Below are 17,103 nucleotides of genomic sequence, written 5' to 3'. Positions count from 1 at the left end.
GTTCGGTTCCTCAGTCGGTGTGGGTGGGGTAGTCGGTGTAGCCGGCCGCTCCGCCGCCGTAGAAGGTCGCCGGGTCGGGGGTGTTCAGCGGCGCGCCGGCGCGGAGCCGCTCGACCAGGTCCGGGTTGGCGAGCGCGAGGGCGCCGACGGAGACGAGGTCGGCCGTGCCGTTGTCGATGTCCTCGGCGCGGGCGGGCAAGTCGGAGCCGCCCCTGTTGAGGATCAGCGTGGTCGGCCACAGCGCGCGCAGAGTGCCCAGCAGCTCCTCGTCGCCCGCGTGCATCACGTGGAGGTAGGCCAGGTCCAGGGGGCGCAGGGCGTCCAGGAGCGCCGGATACAGCTCGGCGGTGTCGGACTCGGCGATGTCGTTGTAGGGGTTTGCGGGGGAGATACGGATGCCGGTGCGCTCGGCGCCGATCTCGTCGGCCACGGCTGCGGCGACCTCGACGGCGAAGCGGATGCGGCCCTCGATCGAGCCGCCGTAGCCATCGGTGCGCTGATTGGTGTTGTCGGACAGGAACTGATGCACCAGGTAGCCGTTGGCGCCGTGGATCTCCACGCCGTCGGCGCCGGCCGCGACGGCGGCCGCTGCGGCGCGGCGGAAGTCGTCGACGGTCGTCGCTACCTCCTGCGTCGACAGAGCACGGGGGGTCGGCATCTCCTGGGGCCCCGACGCCGTGAACATCGCGCCCTGCGGCCGGATCGCCGAGGGGGCGACCGGCCGGCGGCCGTGGGGGGTGTTGTCGGGGTGGGCGATGCGTCCGGTGTGCATCAGCTGGATGACGATGCGGCCGTCGGCCGCGTGCACGGCGTCGGTGACCTTGCGCCACCCGGCGATCTGCTCGTCATTGTGGATGCCGGGGGTCAGGAGGTAGCCCTGGCCGTCGGCGGAGGGCTGGGTTCCCTCGGTGATGACGAGCGCGTGCGAGGCCCGCTGGGCGTAGTACTCGGCGTTCAGCTCGGTGGGGACGCCTTCGGGCGTGGAGCGGTCACGGGTCATGGGGGCCATGACCAGGCGGTGCGGCAGAGAGATGCCGCCAAGAGTGGTCGGCGTCCACAGGGAATCCAGCATGAGGGGTCCTTCGATAGGGCGGTGACCGGCCGGTCACCGCAAAAGGCAGCGGGTGGTTGTGGGGAGGCGGTGGGCGGGCGTGCTCAGTCGATGGTCAGGACGAGCTTGCCCCGCACGTGCCCGGCGTCGCTGACCTGCTGGGCCGTGGCCGCCTGGTCGAGCGGGTAGGCGGTGACGGTGGTGACGAGCTTGCCGGCCGCGGCGTCCTGGGCGAGGGCGGCCAAGCGGGCGGTCGAGCGTTCCTGGGACCCCTGGGAGAAGGTGATGCCCAGCTGCCGTGCACCGAAGTCGGCGATGGTGACGATGCGCTCGGTGCCATCCCGCAGGGTGATGGAGTCCTCCAGGGCTCCCTTCCCGGCCAGGTCGAACACCGCGTCCACGCCCTCGGGGGCCAGCGCTCGCACCCGCTCGACCAGACCGTCGCCGTACACGGTCGCGGTGGCGCCGAGCGAGGTGAGGTACTCCTGGTTGGAGGGGCCCGCGGTGGCAATCACGCGTGCTCCGCGGGCCGTGGCGAGCTGGACCGCCAGGGTTCCCACCGCTCCGGACGCGCCGTGCATCAGCACGGTCTCCCCGGCGGCCACCTCCAGCAGGTTCAGGACCCGCTCGGCCGTCTCACCGGCCACCGGCAGCGCGACCGCGTGCCGCCAGTCGAGGCCGGCGGGCTTGGGGGCCACGGTGGTGGCCAGCGCGTACTGGGCGTACGAGCCGGTGTCCGACCAGCCCAGCACCTCATCGCCGACCTGCACGTCGCTCACGCCCTCACCCAGGGCGTCCACCACGCCGGCGAGCTCGCCACCGGGGACGGCGGGGAGGGTCGTCGGGCGGACGGCCTCCAGCAGACCGGCGCGGATCTTGCCGTCCAGCGCGTTCAGCCCGGCGGCCTTCACGCGGACCCGGACCTGGCCGGGGCCGGGCTGAGGCACCTCGATGGCCGCCTCGTGCAGCACGTCCGGGCCGCCGAACTGATCGAAAACGATTGCTTTCATGATGACTCCATATCTCTTCGGCCACCAGAAGCGTGGCTGGCCACATAATTAAGGTAGCAGCAATCGTGTGGCTAGCCAAGTATTTGCGAAGGCAGTCCACCTCGGCTCACGTCGAGGTGCGGCGACCACTTGCATGGCCGACCGCGCAACGACAGCTGGAGGCCGCCGGGAAGCTCGCCGGGGAGCTGGAGGGCTCGCACCACCCGTCCGGCATCGTGTTCACGGTGCCGGCGGCGATGTCCGGCACGGAGCACGAGTGCACGAGTACATCCGCGACCGCACCCTCGAAGGCCACGAGTCCGCCCGCAAGCGCGGCAAGACCATCGGCGGCGCGGGCGTCACCGACGAGCGGGCACGTGATCACCCGGCTGGTCTGCGCTGGTGTCCGTGCCAGGACTCCGGGGCCTGATCGCGGTCCCGGTCGGCCACGTCCGCATCGACGCCTTCCGTCCGCACCGCCTGTGTCAGGGCCTCGGCGAGCGATACCGGCGGCCCGGTCGGCAGCAGGTCACAGATCATCGGTCAGTCCTGTCGTACACCGCCTCTGCCCGGCCACGGCCTGGGGGTCGTGGGTGAAACGCGGATGTGCTGTCAGTGGCTGGTCCCTTCGCTCCCCAGGTCGAAGAGCGTGCTCTGCGCGGCTTCCGCGTTCTGCCAGCTCGCCGGCCCGCCCGGCTTCACCGCCAGTCGCCCCAATGCCGCCTTGGCCTCGGGGCTCCCCACCGCGCCCAGCAGTTCGACGGCCGGGTCGGCACCGATGTCCTCGATCACGCAACGCTCGGCGAGGCCCACCGCCCAGTCGGCGAAGCGCCCCGGATCAGGGTCGAGAGCCAGCCAGCGGAACACCGAGTCGGCGATGTCGTCCCGCAGCAACGGGATCATGGCCAGCACCGCCGCTTCGACGTGCCGCACGACATGCCGGTGCAGCGGATACAACTGAGGTCGGTCCTGCCACGCACGGACCAGCTCGTCGACGCCGGACCATGTCACGTGGCTCGGGCGGGGCATGCTCTCCCCCACGGCCTGGTGGAATTCCTCCCACACGTGCCGCAACAGGCCGGGCGACGGAGGATCCGGCACCTGCGGAGCCAGTGCCGGATCCTCCAGGAGCACGGTCAGCACACGCCGGGCTTCGGCCAGCCGCTCGTCGGTACGGGGCAGCTCCGCGATCCGCCTCCAGTCGCTCTCGTCCCAGGGCTGGGGCAGGGACCGCAGAGCGTGGGGCAGGACGTAGTCACCCTCCGGGTCGCGCCAGCGCGCGACCCGCGGATCCCACATCTCCTCGGCATTCGGCTCCGTGCCCGGCCCACTCATCCCGAGTCCCACCCACGTCTCGTCTCCGTCGTTTGCTCAGTCGATGCCCAGGTACGCCTTGGCGCTCTCCGGGTCTTTCATCCTGGACCAGTCCATCGTGCCGCTCGCGGTCCGCTCGTCGACGGCGCGTTGCATCCTGCCGAGCTGGTCGGCGGACAGGCCTTGGCCCGCCACTGTCACGTCCACGTCGTTCTTCGCCATCTCACCGGCCGCCGTCCGGGTGTCCTTCGCCGGCTTGCCGTTCCGGGCGGGCTTGAACTCACTGAAGACCGAAGGCCAGCGATCCGTCGTCTCGACCTCCACGGTGGCCTTCCGGCCGGGCTCCCTGCCCGCCCACTTCTTCAGCCGCTCGACCTGGTGGGCGAAGTCCGCCTTGCGCATGGCGGAGCCGGCGTTCTTGACCTCCTTCACGTGAACGGTGCCGCTCCTGTCCTTGTAGACCACGTCGGCGTCGGGAATCTCATCGAGATTCACCTTCTCCCCGTTGCCCAGGTCGGCCTCCTTCCGGTTCATGTTGCCGCCGACACCGGCGTCCACCCGGGTGCCGGGGGCCGCGTCGTCGGCGGCGCGCCGTACGGCGTTCACCTCGGCACGGGCTTCCGCCAGCTTGTTGGCGTCCGGAGCGTTGACGACCTTGCCCTCCAGTGCGGCGGCGGCGTCGCCGTTGACGTTCTCGCGGCGCGCCAGGTCGGCGATCTCGTCGAGTGCGGCGGCCGCGTCCTCCGTGCCGATCTCGGCCTTGCCCGGGTCCGGGTTGTCCTTGGCCCGGTCGACGAGCCCGTCGATCTGGTCGCCGGGGACGGAGGAGCCCCGCTCCCGCAGGGCGGCCTTCGCGGCTTCGGCGCGGGCCTCGAGCGTCTGCTGCTCCGCCGCGTCCGCCTGCTTCCGGGCCTCCTCGGCCTCCTGCTTGGCCTCCTCGTCGCAGCCGTCCTGGGCGAGGATGACGTACTTGGTGTCCTCGGCGCGTACGACGTGGGCGGCCGAGGGGCCGACCGCCAGGACCGTGGTACCCGTGCCGGAGGAGCCGGTGAGGGGCGCCGGTTCCTGCGGGGCGTCGCCGTACGGCGTCCCGCGGGCCGGGGAGGCGATGGCGCAGCCGGATTCACGGGCCTTCTTCTCCGCCTCGTCCGCCGCCTCGTCGGCCTCCTTCGCGGCCTTCTCGGCGCCGGGGACGTCGCCTGCCTTGGCGGCCTTACCGGCATCCTCCGCCGCGTCGGCCGCCTTCTCGGTGAGCTTGCCCACGTCGCCGAGCTTCCCGAGTTTGCCCAGCTTGCCGAGTTTTCCTACGAGCTTCGCCTCGCCGTAGCCGGGGATGAAGAGAGAACCGACGTTCCAGATGACCGTGGTGACGGCACGGGTCTCGTTGCCCTTGTCCCACTGGTCGCGGACCTCGTCCCCGATGAACATGTCGTCGAGGATCTTTCCGCCCGAGTTCAGGGTCGCGCCGCCCCAGTAGCTGAGTGCGTCGAGGTAGTCGCCCTTCGCCCATTTGTCACCGGCGTCCTTGGCGTCCTGCGACCACTGGCCGGCGATGAGGCCGCCGTAGTCCTTCAGGCCGTCCAGGGTGTCGAGCGGATTGGTGACGGTGTCCCAGATGCCTTTGAGTTCGCCTCCTATACCGTCCACGAAGAGGCCTTCGCCGACTTGCTTGAGCTGATCGCCCGTGCAGCCGAAGAAGGCACCGAAGCCGCTGAAACAGCCGTCGTCGCCCTTCTTCTCGTCGTCCTTCTCGTCGCCGTCGGCCGTCTCGTCGGCTTTCCTGTCTTCGGTGGCCTCGTCCCCGCCGCCGGGGTTCTCCTGGGGAGCGGGCTCGTTGCCGGGGCCGGCCTCGGTCCTCGGTTCCCCGGGCGCCGCCGGGGACGCGCAGGCCGTGCCCGTGACCTTGCATACGGCTGACTGGAGGCCGCCGTAGATCTGCGGGCCCGGGCCGGTGACGACCAGGGCTGTGATGATCGCGGCGACGACCGCGATGAGGCCGGCGTACTCCACCGCCGTCTGGCCCTCGTCCTGGCGCCGGCGGAGCATCCGGGGCAGGGAGAAGGGGCGGCGTTCCGCGCGCTCCCGGCCGGGGAGGCGGTACCAGTCGCGGCTTTCCCGACGGGTGAGGAAGTAGAGGACGAGGAGCGGGAGGAACAGCTGGGTGAAGCCGCGCGGTGAACCGTCGGTGATGTTCGCTGTCGCGCCGAGGATCAGCCACGCCTGTACGGCGATCAGGGCGGCCCGGGTTCTGGTTCCGCCCTGCCAGGTGCGGCGGGCAAGCCACCAGCCGAGGGTGCCCGGGGCCGCCGCGTAGGCGGTCAGGGCCAGGACACCGCCGTCCACGGCGTCGTACGAGGCCGCGGTGAGCAGGACGCCGAGGCCGCCGAGCAGGGTGATCGCGAAGAGGGTGTGGGTGAGGACCAGGGCGGTCGCGAGTGAGCCCGGCATCGGACGGCGGCCGCGGCCGTTGCCCGGCGGGGGCCATGCCGCTCCGGCTCCGGAGTGTGGTGGATGCCCGGTCGAGGCCATGCCCCCGCCCCCTCCCTCGGTCTACGACACCGCCCGAGAGTAGGGAGGGGCAGGCGGGGCGGGATGGGTCCGTGGCCCCAAAACGGGGCCCACGCGGGAGGCCCAACGGGTCAGGGGAGACACGGGGTGGCGCCTCTGGACCCAGGCATGAGGGTGTGGGCCGCCGCTCCCCCGGTCAGCTCTCCGAGCGGGGGAAGGAGACCTCGACCCGGCGGTTCTTCTTGCGGCCGGTTTCCGAGGAGTTGTCGGCGATCGGGTACTGCTCGCCGTAGCCGCGGACCTCGTACGTGACGTTGGAGTCGGTCAGTTCCTGGTCGAGGATGTTCTGGACGGCGTCGGCGCGTTTCCGGGACAGGACGTCGCCGTGGGCGGAGGAACCGAGGTTGTCCGTGAAACCGAAGACGCGGATCTTCGTCGCGTTCTGCGTCTTGATCTCCTCGGCGATCGCGGAGATCCGGGCCTTCGCCTCGCCGCTGAGTTTCGCGCTGTCCTTGCCGAAGAGGACCTCGGCCTGGAGGGCGAACTTGACATCGGCGTTGGTGTCTTCGCGACGTTCGTCGCCGCTTTGGTCTTCTACGACCTGTTTGATGTCGAGGACTTTGGCGGAGGCCAGGGTGGCGCCTTCGGGGAGCTTGAGGTCGGGGTCGTTGGGGTCGACCTCGACGGGGGCGGAGGCGGAGGCCTCGGTACCAGGGGGGACGCCGGGGGTTTCGTCGGCATGGGCCGAGACAGCGCCGTAGAGGTTCGTGGCCACCATGAGGCCGGCGGCGGTGAGGACCAGGGCGAGGCGTGGTGTCGCCGGTCGGGTGCGTGTGCGGGTCATCATGGCCGGCCTCACCCGGAGATCTTGATGGTGCCGCTGGAGAACGTGGGGACCTGCAAGTCGACCTCGGTCGTGCTTGTCGGAGGTGCGGGGAACTGCATGAAGACCGGGAGTGTCTGCCCCGCCTCAAGGTTGCCGAGGCCGGTTGTCGTCAGCGGGCGCCCTTCAGTGTCTCGGAGCGTGTAATAGCGCTTCTTCCCCTTGGCGTCCACGAGGGTGGCACCACCGAGCGAGGGGCCGTGCGCGATGACCTCCGTCTCGTCACCGCTCGTCTGAGGGGGGACCACTGCGGACTTGTCTCCGTCGTTCTTTACGACCCCGTTCACGGTGAGGAAGCCGCCCGAGTCCCGCGCGGCAGACGTGATCTGAAGGAGCAGTCCGCCCGTGCCCTTCAGTTCCGCCAGCGGTGTCTCCGACTGCCCCTCCTGCGCACTCGGCTTGGATCCAGTGTCCTTGGAAGCAGTCGCAGACGGGGTCGGCTTGTCCTCGTCGCCACCGCCGCCACCGCAACCCGCCACGCCGAGGACCAGTCCGGCCGCAACGGTCAGCGCGACCGCTCCCCTGCGGGCCTTCGCAGTGAACCGAATGCTCATCTCTCTGCTTCCTTCATCACTCGTCGTTCGCTAGTGGGTCGGCCAGATGGACGTCGAAGAGGTCTTCGGGTTCCGGCAGAACATCGAGGTCGTCCGGGTCCAGCACCCAGTCCTGTTCGTCCTCGCACAAGAGCTTCGGCAGGACGTCGGGACCGGCGTTCCCGGCCGGGGGGTCGAAGTCGCAACGGGCCTCAATCACGGCAGTGGCGGAAGCATGCGCCTTCCGACCCGCCTCGCCGGGGACGATCGATTCCCCCATGGGCTTGTTGGTCTGCACCTCGACCGAAAAGCGCAGAGGCCCCTCCGGATCCGGGCACGAGAGCACTCTGGCGTCGTTCTGCTCGGCAAGCTGATACGCACGCCAGCATGACGGGCCGATGTCTTCGGCACTGCCCTCGAAGATCGCCTGCCACTTGCTCGGGTTGAGTACGTCTGTCACCCACGCGTCGGCGAGTTGGTCCCGCCTGTCCTGCGCTGCCGCGAGAGCCGCCGCGTCGGCGGCTGTCTGGGCGCCGTTCCTGTTCACCGCGGCTTGACCGACCGCGAAGTACGCGAACGCGAGAAAGAGCAGGCCCCCCACCACTGTGATGTAGATGGGGAAGGCCTGCCCTGCGTCGCCGTACCGGCGAAGTCGTGTCAAGGAGCGACCTTGGCGATCTGCGCCTGGATCTTCCCGAGAATCGTCTGGCCGAGGCTGGTACCCGTAATCGCCAGCACGATCGCCACCACCACCGCGATGATGCCCAGGTACTCGACAGCCGTTTGCCCCCGGTCGCCGGCGCGGCGCTGCATCGCCGCGGCCGTCGTGTTCTTCCAGCCGTTCACGCGGACCTTGGTCGCGACGGCGGTCTTCAGCATCAGGTCGCTCATGGTGTTCCCCTCCGGGTTCGGCTGTGTCGCTTTCGACACGAGGAACGTACGACCGGACAAGCTCCCCGCCAGAGGGCCCCAGGGCCCAATTCCGGGCCCAATCGCTCGGGCCCGACCGGCTGTTCCCCCATCGCGTCACCGAAGGTCACCCCAGTCCCCGGTGTGCGTCCGGCGCCGTGCCGATCCACTTCGCGGCGGCCTCGGAGCGACTGGTGCTGTGGAGCTTGGCGAAGATGCGGTTGATGTGGTTCTTGACGGTCTTCTCGCTGATGAAGCACGTGGCGGCGATCTGCTGGTTGTTCATGCCGGACGCGATGAGGTCCATGATCTCCGCCTCCCTCGTGCTCAGTTGGAACCGCGACCTGTCGGGAGCGGCCGGACGGCCACTCGTCCACTCAGACGAAGACTGTCCCACATGCGGTTGCATTTGCGAAAGGTTTCCTGAAGGAATGGGCGGGGTCGGGGTGAAGGGTGGACCGAAACTCGCTGATGAGGTGGGCTGTTGAGGTTGCTTATACGGTTGCGCGGAGGCAGAAATTCCGTATGCAGTCGCACTCGATGACCGGCCCAGGCCGTCCGGCAGGGGCGACGCCGGGCCCGGGCCTTGGCGGAGTTGCGCCAGCAGGGCGCCCGCCGCTGTGGGGGTGAAGTGGGCCCGGCCCTCCTTGATGCCCCGTACGGCGTCGACCAGCTGGTCGGCCGTGAACTCGCCGTGGACCAGGTAGCCGCCCGCTCCCCGGCGCAGGGCCTCCTGGACGATCTCCGACTCCCTGCTGTAGGTCAGCATCACCACCGGGGCGATCCCCACCAGGTACGGGAGGGCCGAGATGCCGTCCACGCCGGGCATGCGGACGTCGAGGAGGACGACGTCCGGGCGGTGCCGGTGGGCGGCCTCGTAGGCCTGGCGGCCGTCGGCGGCCTCCGCCACCACCTCGATGTCCGCGCGGCCGGAGAGCAGGGCGGTGAGGCCGGCGCGGACCACGGGGTTGTCGTCCGCCACGACGACCCGGAGGCGGCGGGCCGGTTGTGCCGGCCTCGGGAGCGGAAGGTCGGCGAACGGGTGGTGCGGTGGCGGCTGCGGGGCGCCGGTGGGGTGGGGCGTCTGGTCCGGCATCCGGGGCCTCCTCTCGGGTCGTGGGGTCATGCGGTGGGGGTGGTCAGGGCGGCCAGGGGGAGTTCCAGGCGGACCTCCGTGCCCTGGGGATGCCCGCCGCGGCCTATACGGATGCGGGCGCCGACGGAGGCCGCGCGTTCCACCATGCCGACCAGACCGAAGTGGCCCGCGCGTCGGAGTTGTTCGAGGGTGGTGCCGGGTGGGAGGCCGCGTCCGTCGTCGTAGACGCTGATGCGGAGCAGGTCGCCGTGGACCCCCGCGCTGACGTCGACGCGGGTGGGGTGTGCGTGGCGGTGGGCGTTCTCCATGGCTTCCGAGGCGATGGTGAGGAGCTGGCGGGCCACCGCCGGTGGGACCGGGGGCACGGCGTGGGCGCCGGTGGGGCGGTAGACCGCCGGGAGGCCGGTGCGGGCGCTGAAGTCACGGGTGCGGGCGGCGAGTTCGACCAGCACGTCCGTGGCCTGGGCGGGGTCCGATTCGCGGCGCAGGTCGGCCAGGAGCTCGCGGGATTCGGCGGCGGCTCGGCGGGCCGAACGGGCGACCAGTTCCGCCTGTTGTCTGATCAGGGCCGGGTCCATGCGGTCGGCGCCGGCCGAGCCGGTGAGGCCGTCGGCGGCCAGGGCCACTCCGTGCAGGGTCTTGGCGACCGAGTCGTGCATCTCGCGGGCCAGGCGAGCGCGTTCGGCACTGACCGCCTCCGTCACGGCGAGACGGGCCTGCACGGTCGTGAGGGCCTGGGTGGCAGCGCCGAAGCGGAGCATGAGGTTGCGGAGGCTGGAGCCGACGGCTCCGGCGATGACGCAGAGGCCGGGCAGGAGGGCGGACTCGGTGATGCCGGGGGCCGGGTTCTCCTGTGCCGCGTGGATGAGGAGCAGGAGAAGGGCCTGGAGCGAGGCGAAGACCGCTGCGCCGCGCCAGCCGTAGACCAGGCCTGCCAGGAGGGGGGTGCAGACGCTGACGTAGGCGAGGGTGCTGTCGGGGCCGGCCGCGATGAGGAGCAGGGCGCCGAAGAGGGTGTCCGCGGCGAGGAGGGAGGGGTGGCGCAGGAGGAGAGGGCCGAAGCGTTCCCAGTCTCTGAACAGGACGTAGGAGGTCATGAACGTGACGACCACGGCCGCGCCGACGAGGCGGGTGGGGAGCCCGTCGTTCGCGTTGACGAGGGCGGTGGGGGTGGCCAGGGCGATCATGGCCAGGCGGAAGCCGAACACCTGGCGGCACATGGCCTGGAGGGCGTTGACCTGGATGTCGATCGCGGGGTTGGCGGGCGTGCCGTTCGCCCGGCCTTCGGCCGGGACCGGGTTCCCGGCCGGGCCGCCCGTGCGGATGTGGTCGCCGGGTGCGGGTGGTCCTTGTGGGGGCGCGGCACCATCGGCGGCCGACCGGCCGTTCACCTGTGCTTGCGGACCGCGTGCCGCATGCCGTGCCGGGTCGCTGCCCGCGGCTGTCGGCCCCGGCCCTGGCGCAGGCGCATCCGCCCCGGTCACCCGGGGCATCGGTCCCGACGCAGGCGCATCCGCCCCGGTCACCCGGGGCATCGGTCCCGACGCAGGCGCATCCACCCCGGCCCCCTGGGGCACCGCCTCTGCCGGCATCGGCCCCGGCGCAGGCGCATCCATCCCGGTCACCCGGGGCACCGCCCCCTTCCGCCGCCCGCCCCCCTTGATTCGCAGCGTCGGCTCGCCCCTCACCGCCGCCTCCCACCCCGGCGGCAGCGCGGGCGTCACGGACGTCACCGGTACGTCCGGCGCACCCGTGCGGACATGAGCCGGCAGCACCGTGCCCGCCGGAGGCGTCGTGATCTCCGGTGTCTGCTCGGCCCGGCGGCGGCGACGCGCCAGCAGCCCCGTCCGCTCCCCTGTCATCGACATACCGTCGCCCACTCCCCTACTTCCCCGTCACCGAGCCGAAGTCCGTGCCCGAGCCGAGGATCAGGCCCGCGCCGAGCAGCAGCATCGTGGCCGGGACCATGAAGGTAGTGATCATCATCGTGGCCTTGGGGACGGCCCGGGCCGCCTTGCGGCGGGCGTTCTGCGCGTCCGTACGGCGCATGTCCTTGGCGAGGGACACCAGCGTGTCGACGATCGGCGCACCCAGTTCCTCGCCCTGCTGGAGCGCCGTCACGAACATGGCCACCTGCTCGGAGTCGTTGCGGCGGCGCAGTTCCGCGAAGGCCTGGCGGCGGCTCATGCCGAGGTCCATCTGGCGCAGGGTGATGCGCAGTTCGTCGGCCCAGGGGCCCTCGTACCGGGACGCGACCCGGTCGAGCGCCTGGCGGAATCCGAGGCCGGCGCTCACCACGACCGCCAGGACGTCCAGGAAGTCCGGAAGGGTCCGTTCGATGACGTCCCTGCGGATGCGGATCGCCGACCAGATGCCGACCTCCGTCCAGAACGCCCCGAAGGCCAGCAGGAGCAGGGCGACCAGCAGTTGGCCCCGCATGAGGAAGACCAGGAAGCCCACGACCCCCAGGAAGCCGTAGACCGCCCGCCGCGCCGCGTATCTGTCGATCGTCAGGCCGCCGGGGTTGCCCGCGAGGTCGATCTTGCGGCGGTACTTCGCCACCTGCTTGGGGCCCATCAGCCGCAGCACCGCGGGCGCGTAGCGCATGCCCATGCGGTCGATGAGCGAGTCGACCGCGCCGGTGCGGGTGGAGCCGACCTCCAGGGCCAGGGCGAGGTCGCCGGGCAGTTTCGCCTCCGCCCGGTACATGCGGATGCCGGCGAAGACGCCCCAGACACCGAGGCCCATCAGCAGGGCGAGGAGCAGTCCCATGGTTGCCTCCGGGCTCTCAGACGTCGATGCGGGACAGGCGGCGGATGAGGACGAAGCCGACGGCGTAGAGCGAGAAGGCGATGATGACCGCCCCCTGGCCGAAGGGGGAGCCGGTCATGCGGTCCAGGGCGCCGTCCTTCACCCCGTTCATGAGGAAGAGCGAGCCGACGCCCAGGACCGGGACGGCGTACGACGTCATGGTGACCTGGGAGAGCTGGGTGCGGACCTCGCGCCGGGTCTCCTTGCGTTCCTCCAGCGTCTCCGTCAGGTTGCGCAGGGCGCCCACCACTTGACCGCCGGCCCGGTTCGACAGGACGAGGGTGGTGACGAGGACGACCAGTTCGCGGGAGGGGAGGCGGTCGGCGAGTTCGCCGAGGGCGTCGTCCATGGACGCGCCGACCGCCAGCTGGTTGGAGACCTTGCCGAGTTCCTCGCCCGCCGGGGCCTCCATCTCCTCGGCGGCCATGCCGATCGCCGTACGCAGGGCGAGGCCCGCCTGGGTGGCGTTGGCGAGGATGCGGGCCATTTCGGGGAGCTGGTTGATGAACTTCTCGATGCGCTTCTGACGTTGCCAGTTGAGGAACTGGACGGCGACCCCGATGCCGAGCAGGCCCGCCAGCGGCCCGAAGAACGGGGCCAGGGCCGCCTGGCCGATCAGCCAGAGACCGGCGACCGTGGCGAGCATGTAGACGAAGAACTCGCCGGGCGTGATGTCCAGGCCGGTCGCCGCCAGGCGCAGTTCCAGCTTCTTGCCGAGCCTGGTGCGCCGCAGACGGCGGTCGATCCCGCGGAAGTTGCGGCGCCGGCCACCCGCCGGGATCCGGCCGGTGGCGGACAGGCGGTCGACCAGTGCCTGCCGCTGTGCCTTGCCCGTGGCGTAGGAGTGCAGGCCGAGGACCGCGAGGACGCAGGTCAGCAGGGTGATGCCGGTGGTGAGCGTGATGAGCTGTTGCAGTTCCATCGGTCGGTCCTACCTGGCTTCTCGGGTGGCTAGCTGGTCCGCGGACCGGGCGATGCCGAAGGCCTGCGGGAGGGGCTGGCTCGCCATGTAGAGGCGGTCGGCGGTGCGGCGTGGGAGGGGGTGGTACTCGAAGGCGCCGTGGATACGGCCGTCGGAGGTCATCGGCCGGGCATTGAAGCGGGCGACGGTGACCAGGCGGTAGGGGTCGCTTCCGTGGCTGTCCATCAGGGCGATCTCGGTGATGCGGCGGGCGCCGTCCGCGAACCTCGTCAGCTGCACGATGACGTCGACCGCGCTGTTGATCTGGTCGTGCAGCGCCACGAAGGGGATCTCCACGTCCGACATGGACGCCAGGGTCTGCAGTCGCATCAGCGCGTCCTCGGCGCTGTTGGCGTGGACGGTGGCCAGTGAGCCGTCGTGGCCGGTCGACATCGCCTGGAGCATGTCGAGGGACTCGCCGCCGCGGACCTCACCGACGACGATCCGGTCGGGGCGCATGCGCAGGGAGTTGCGGACGAGGTCGCGGATCGAGATCTGCCCCTTGCCCTCGACGTTCGGGGGCCGCGACTCCAGGCGGATCACGTGGGGCTGCTGGAGCTGGAGTTCGGCGGAGTCCTCGATGGTGATGATGCGTTCGCCCTGGGGGATGAGTCCCGACAGGGCGTTCAGCAGGGTCGTCTTTCCGGTGCCCGTCGCACCCGAGACGATGATGTTGAACTTCGCCTGCACGAGGCCCGCCAGCAGGTACAGCATGTGCTCGTCGAGCGAGCCGAGGCCGATCAGCTCCTGGAGCGTGAAGGAGCGCGGGAAGCGGCGGATGGTGAGGGTGGCGCCGGTCAGGGACAGCGGCGGGATGATGACGTTGACGCGCTCGCCGGAGGGGAGGCGGGCGTCGACCATGGGGTTCGACTCGTCCACGCGGCGGTTGACGGTGGAGACGATCCGCTCGATGGTCTGCATCAGCTGGTCGTTCGAGGCGAAGCGCAGGGGCAGTTGCTCGACCCGGCCGCCGCGCTCCACGAAGATCGCGTCCGGGCCGTTGACCATGATCTCGGTGATGGAGGCGTCCTCCAGGAGCGGCTCCAGGATGCCCAGGCCCAGTGCCTCGTCGACCACCCTGCGGATCAGCTGCGAGCGCTCGACCGTCGACAGGACCGGGCCCTCGCGGCTGATGATGTGCCCGAGCACCCGCTCCAGCCGCGCCCTGCGCTCGGCGGCGGCCAGCGAACTCATCTCCGCGAGGTCGATCTCCTCCAGGAGCTTGGCCCGGTAGGAGGCGACCATGTGGCCGTCCTCGCCCCGGTTGCCGTTCTCCTCGGGGGTGTTGATGCGTGCTCGCAGGCTCATGAGTCCGTGCTCCGTTCAGTGGTCGCGCGGCATCGTCGCGGTCTTGCGGGCCGTGCCGAAGTTGTCCTTGCCCGGGAAGACCGACGGGATGGTGATCTCGGCCGTGACCGTGACCTCGTCGGCGCCGAACGACGCCGGACAACTGGTCTCGTCGGCCAGCCAGCTGCTCACCGCCGCCCGGCAGTCCGCCTCGTGCGGCCCCTCCAGCGACGCGCTGCGCGCCCCCGTCCGGGCGGCCGTACCCGCCTGCTGGGCCGTGTACGCGATCAGCCCCAGCTGTACGGCCGCCAGGGCGACGAGGAGGAGGATCGGCAGGAAACCGATGTACTCGATGGCGACTTGGCCGCGGTCGCGGCGCTCGGGGTCACGGGGCACCCTTGTCCTCCTCCACCGCTCCGGCGTGTCCGCGGATCTGGATCGGCACCGACAGAACGCCCGGGAAGAGGACCGGGACGTCCAGACTCACGGCGGCCGTGACGTATCCGGAGCCGCCACAGCTCACGTCGGCGCCGGAGCGCCACGCCTCCGACAGGTGTTTGAGGGCGGCGGCCTCGCACGCAGCCTCCCGCGGCCCGCCCGGTGCCGCCGCCGTGCCCTCACGCACCGCCTCGTCCGCCGCGTTCCCCGCGAGGACGAACGTGTAGCCCACGAGGACCACCTGCCACAGCGCGATCAGCGTCACGATGATCGTCGGCATCATCCCGAGGAACTCGATGGTCACCTGGCCCTTGTCCCGCTCCTCCAAAGGCACGCTCACCCCTCCCTCCTGCGCCGAAAGCTCACCGGCCCCCGGTCCCCGCCCCGGAACCCCCGGCCCCCCTTCCGGTCGCCGTCCGCGACCTTGATCAGGTCCAGTTCGCCCGCCAGGCCCCACAGGGCCTGCTTCACCGAGCTCTTGTTCTCCAGTTCGTGGACGCGGCCCGCGTCCACGACGCTCTGCAGTTCCTTGAAGTTGGCGGGGACCACCGTCGCCGCGACCGCCGTGCCGGTGATCTTCTGGATCAGGGGCGGCTGGATCTCCGTGGCGCGCGAGTGCCGGTTGACGACGACGGTCGTCTCCTCGGCCTTGCGGATCTGCAGCCGGTCCCACATCCGCACGGCCCGTTTGGCGCCCCGTACGGCGACCACGTCCGGCGTGGTGATCAGCAGGGCCCGGTCGGCCATCTCCACGGCCGCCGCCCCGGCGCCGCCGAGCTGGGCACCGCAGTCGATGACGACGACCTCGTAGCGGGAGCGCAGGGCGCTGACGATCTGGCGGGCGGCTCGGTCGGTGACGTCCTCGCCGCGTTCCCCTTCGGCGGGGGCGAGCAGCAGGGCGAGGCCGGTGTCGTGGCGGAAGACGGCGTCGGCCAGGACGCGCGGGGAGATGTCGGTGATGGCGGCCAGGTCGACGACGGAGCGGCGGAACTGGACGTCCAGATAGGAGGCGATGTCGCCGGTCTGGAGGTCCATGTCGACCAGGGCGGTGCTGCGGCCGGAGGCCTGGGCGGCCAGGGCCAGCTGGATCGCGGTCAGGGTGGCTCCGGCTCCGCCCTTGGCGCCGCTGACCGTGACGACGGTGCCGCCGACGCCGGTGAACACGTCGCCGCCGGCGCCCAGGTGCCGTCGTACGCCGGCGGACCACTGGGCGACCGCCTGGACGCGGCTGGCGAGTTCCTCGTAGCCGAGGGGCAGGGCGACCAGGCCGCGGGCGCCGTAGTCCATGGCGGCCTGGAAGAGGCCGGGGCTCGCGTCGGAGGTGATGAGGATGACACCGGCGGCCGGGAAGCGCAGGGCCACTTCACGGATCAGTTCCAGCGCGGGGACGGGGCCGATGCGCTCGTGGACGATCACGACCTCCGGCAGCTCGTCGACCGATTCGGCGGCCAGCCGCGCGAGGGTGTCGATGAGCTGGGTGGAGTCGACCACCGGGGCGACGGGCTCGGCGTCCGGGAGCTGGCTGAGCAGCGTCGTGACGGACCGGACCGCGTCCGCGTCACCGACTGCCGGGAGGATCCTCGTGGGCATGGCAGCCTCTCACTTGTCCTTCGCGAGTTCGTACGTCCGGTCCCGCTCGGGGACGGTGGCGTCGCTGCCGGGCGCGACGAGGGCGAGCCGGACCCGCTTGGCGAACGACTCGGCGTAGGTGATGCGCTGAGCGTCGAGGGCGGACAGCGCGAAGGTGATCGGGACGGCGTCGGTGGGCTGCTGGGTGCGGTTGCCCTCGTCGGGCTTGAGCGCGGTGATTTTGCCGACGTCGAGGACCTTGGCGTCGGTGATGATGATCTTCGACTGGTCGGGGTCGCCCTCGCGCGCGCCCTCGAAGGTGGCGTAGACGTTGACCGAGGCGCCGGGCGTGATCTTGCCGGCCACGCCGGTCGCCGCGTCGATCATGATGGCGACCTCCTGCTGGCCGGGCTGGAGGGCCGGCCGGCGGACGATCATGTCGGACTGGAGCAGGGAGCCCGCGCGCAGCGTGGTCACGGCGATCTTGCCCTGGATCTCCCGCAGATCGGTGACCGCGGTGTCGGACAGCCACCGTTCGGGCATCTTGATCTTCTCGAACTGGCCCGTGCTGAGGGCGGTGTAGGGCGGCACCTCGGATTTCAGCCGGTAGGCGGTGACCTCGGGGCCGACCTTCGACTTCACGTCACTGATGACGGAGAGCACGCCGGCGAAGGCGCCGAGGGCGCAGACGACCGACAGGAGCAGGAGAATCACGCCGCGGCGCTGACGGGAGTTCATGAACCGGACAACCTCG

The 17,103-nt window shown here is 70.9% G+C and carries 18 protein-coding genes; 1 reads left to right on the top strand and 17 read right to left on the bottom strand.

The genetic code is table 11. From position 1 onward, the window contains the following. Positions 1 to 10 precede the first annotated feature (10 nt). Both CEB94_RS25935 and CEB94_RS25930 read right to left on the bottom strand, forming a co-directional pair. Entirely contained in the window at positions 11 to 1,072 is a 1,062-nt protein-coding gene (locus tag CEB94_RS25935) for an alkene reductase (RefSeq protein WP_175434481.1), read from the bottom strand. Between the two features lie 83 nt (positions 1,073 to 1,155). Further along, positions 1,156 to 2,061, bottom strand: coding sequence for an NADP-dependent oxidoreductase (locus tag CEB94_RS25930; RefSeq protein WP_175434480.1), 906 nt, complete (start codon positions 2,059 to 2,061; stop codon positions 1,156 to 1,158). Positions 2,062 to 2,317: 256 nt separating this feature from the next. Here CEB94_RS25930 and CEB94_RS41065 point away from each other — a divergent pair, with 256 nt between their 5' ends. Continuing rightward, positions 2,318 to 2,470 carry a hypothetical protein gene (locus CEB94_RS41065; RefSeq protein WP_246111919.1) on the top strand — a complete coding sequence of 51 codons (153 nt, stop codon included), beginning with the start codon at positions 2,318 to 2,320 and terminating at the stop codon, positions 2,468 to 2,470. Positions 2,471 to 2,652: 182 nt separating this feature from the next. On the opposite strand, the gene CEB94_RS25920 is transcribed toward CEB94_RS41065, so the two are convergent. From CEB94_RS25920 to cpaB, 15 genes are all read right to left on the bottom strand, one after another. After that, entirely contained in the window at positions 2,653 to 3,387 is a 735-nt protein-coding gene (locus CEB94_RS25920; RefSeq protein ID WP_175434479.1) for a hypothetical protein, read from the bottom strand. Positions 3,388 to 3,411: 24 nt separating this feature from the next. Continuing rightward, the gene (locus CEB94_RS25915) at positions 3,412 to 5,883 is read right to left on the bottom strand and encodes a Flp family type IVb pilin (protein WP_175434478.1); all 2,472 of its coding nucleotides are present in this window, start codon (positions 5,881 to 5,883) and stop codon (positions 3,412 to 3,414) included. 175 nt (positions 5,884 to 6,058) lie between these two features. Further along, entirely contained in the window at positions 6,059 to 6,706 is a 648-nt protein-coding gene (locus CEB94_RS25910; RefSeq protein ID WP_175437162.1) for an OmpA family protein, read from the bottom strand. 11 nt (positions 6,707 to 6,717) lie between these two features. Continuing rightward, positions 6,718 to 7,299: a hypothetical protein gene (locus CEB94_RS25905; RefSeq protein WP_175434477.1), complete on the bottom strand. Its 582-nt coding sequence runs from the start codon at positions 7,297 to 7,299 to the stop codon at positions 6,718 to 6,720. Between the two features lie 16 nt (positions 7,300 to 7,315). Beyond that, positions 7,316 to 7,939 carry a pilus assembly protein TadG-related protein gene (locus CEB94_RS25900; RefSeq protein ID WP_175434476.1) on the bottom strand — a complete coding sequence of 208 codons (624 nt, stop codon included), beginning with the start codon at positions 7,937 to 7,939 and terminating at the stop codon, positions 7,316 to 7,318. After that, positions 7,936 to 8,169, bottom strand: coding sequence for a hypothetical protein (locus tag CEB94_RS25895; RefSeq protein ID WP_175434475.1), 234 nt, complete (start codon positions 8,167 to 8,169; stop codon positions 7,936 to 7,938). Before CEB94_RS25895 ends, CEB94_RS25900 begins: the two co-directional genes overlap by 4 nt. 145 nt (positions 8,170 to 8,314) lie before the next feature. Next, positions 8,315 to 9,283 (bottom strand): response regulator transcription factor, encoded by a 969-nt coding sequence (locus CEB94_RS25890; RefSeq protein ID WP_175434474.1) that lies wholly within the window; start codon positions 9,281 to 9,283, stop codon positions 8,315 to 8,317. 26 nt (positions 9,284 to 9,309) lie between these two features. Continuing rightward, a complete protein-coding gene (locus tag CEB94_RS25885) occupies positions 9,310 to 10,776 on the bottom strand; it encodes a sensor histidine kinase (protein WP_425472492.1) in 1,467 nt (488 codons plus the stop codon). 391 nt (positions 10,777 to 11,167) lie between these two features. Continuing rightward, entirely contained in the window at positions 11,168 to 12,055 is an 888-nt protein-coding gene (locus tag CEB94_RS25880; RefSeq protein WP_175434473.1) for a DUF5936 domain-containing protein, read from the bottom strand. A 16-nt stretch (positions 12,056 to 12,071) separates the two neighbouring features. Then, a complete protein-coding gene (locus CEB94_RS25875) occupies positions 12,072 to 13,016 on the bottom strand; it encodes a type II secretion system F family protein (RefSeq protein ID WP_175434472.1) in 945 nt (314 codons plus the stop codon). Between the two features lie 9 nt (positions 13,017 to 13,025). Next, positions 13,026 to 14,363, bottom strand: a complete 1,338-nt coding sequence (locus CEB94_RS25870) for a TadA family conjugal transfer-associated ATPase (protein WP_175434471.1) — start codon at positions 14,361 to 14,363, stop codon at positions 13,026 to 13,028. Between the two features lie 15 nt (positions 14,364 to 14,378). Then, positions 14,379 to 14,738, bottom strand: coding sequence for a TadE/TadG family type IV pilus assembly protein (locus CEB94_RS25865; protein ID WP_175434470.1), 360 nt, complete (start codon positions 14,736 to 14,738; stop codon positions 14,379 to 14,381). Then, entirely contained in the window at positions 14,728 to 15,063 is a 336-nt protein-coding gene (locus tag CEB94_RS25860) for a pilus assembly protein (RefSeq protein WP_381103352.1), read from the bottom strand. Before CEB94_RS25860 ends, CEB94_RS25865 begins: the two co-directional genes overlap by 11 nt. 53 nt (positions 15,064 to 15,116) lie before the next feature. Beyond that, positions 15,117 to 16,370, bottom strand: a complete 1,254-nt coding sequence (locus CEB94_RS25855) for a CpaE/TadZ family protein (protein WP_175434469.1) — start codon at positions 16,368 to 16,370, stop codon at positions 15,117 to 15,119. 9 nt (positions 16,371 to 16,379) lie between these two features. After that, a complete protein-coding gene (gene cpaB / locus CEB94_RS25850) occupies positions 16,380 to 17,087 on the bottom strand; it encodes a Flp pilus assembly protein CpaB (RefSeq protein ID WP_175434468.1) in 708 nt (235 codons plus the stop codon). Between the last annotated feature and the right edge of the window lie 16 nt (positions 17,088 to 17,103).

This window comes from Streptomyces hawaiiensis, assembly GCF_004803895.1.
Taxonomy (GTDB): Bacteria; Actinomycetota; Actinomycetes; order Streptomycetales; family Streptomycetaceae; genus Streptomyces; species Streptomyces hawaiiensis.
The sequence above is the reverse complement of the archived record's forward strand: the minus strand, read 5'-3'. Positions and strand labels throughout refer to the sequence as shown.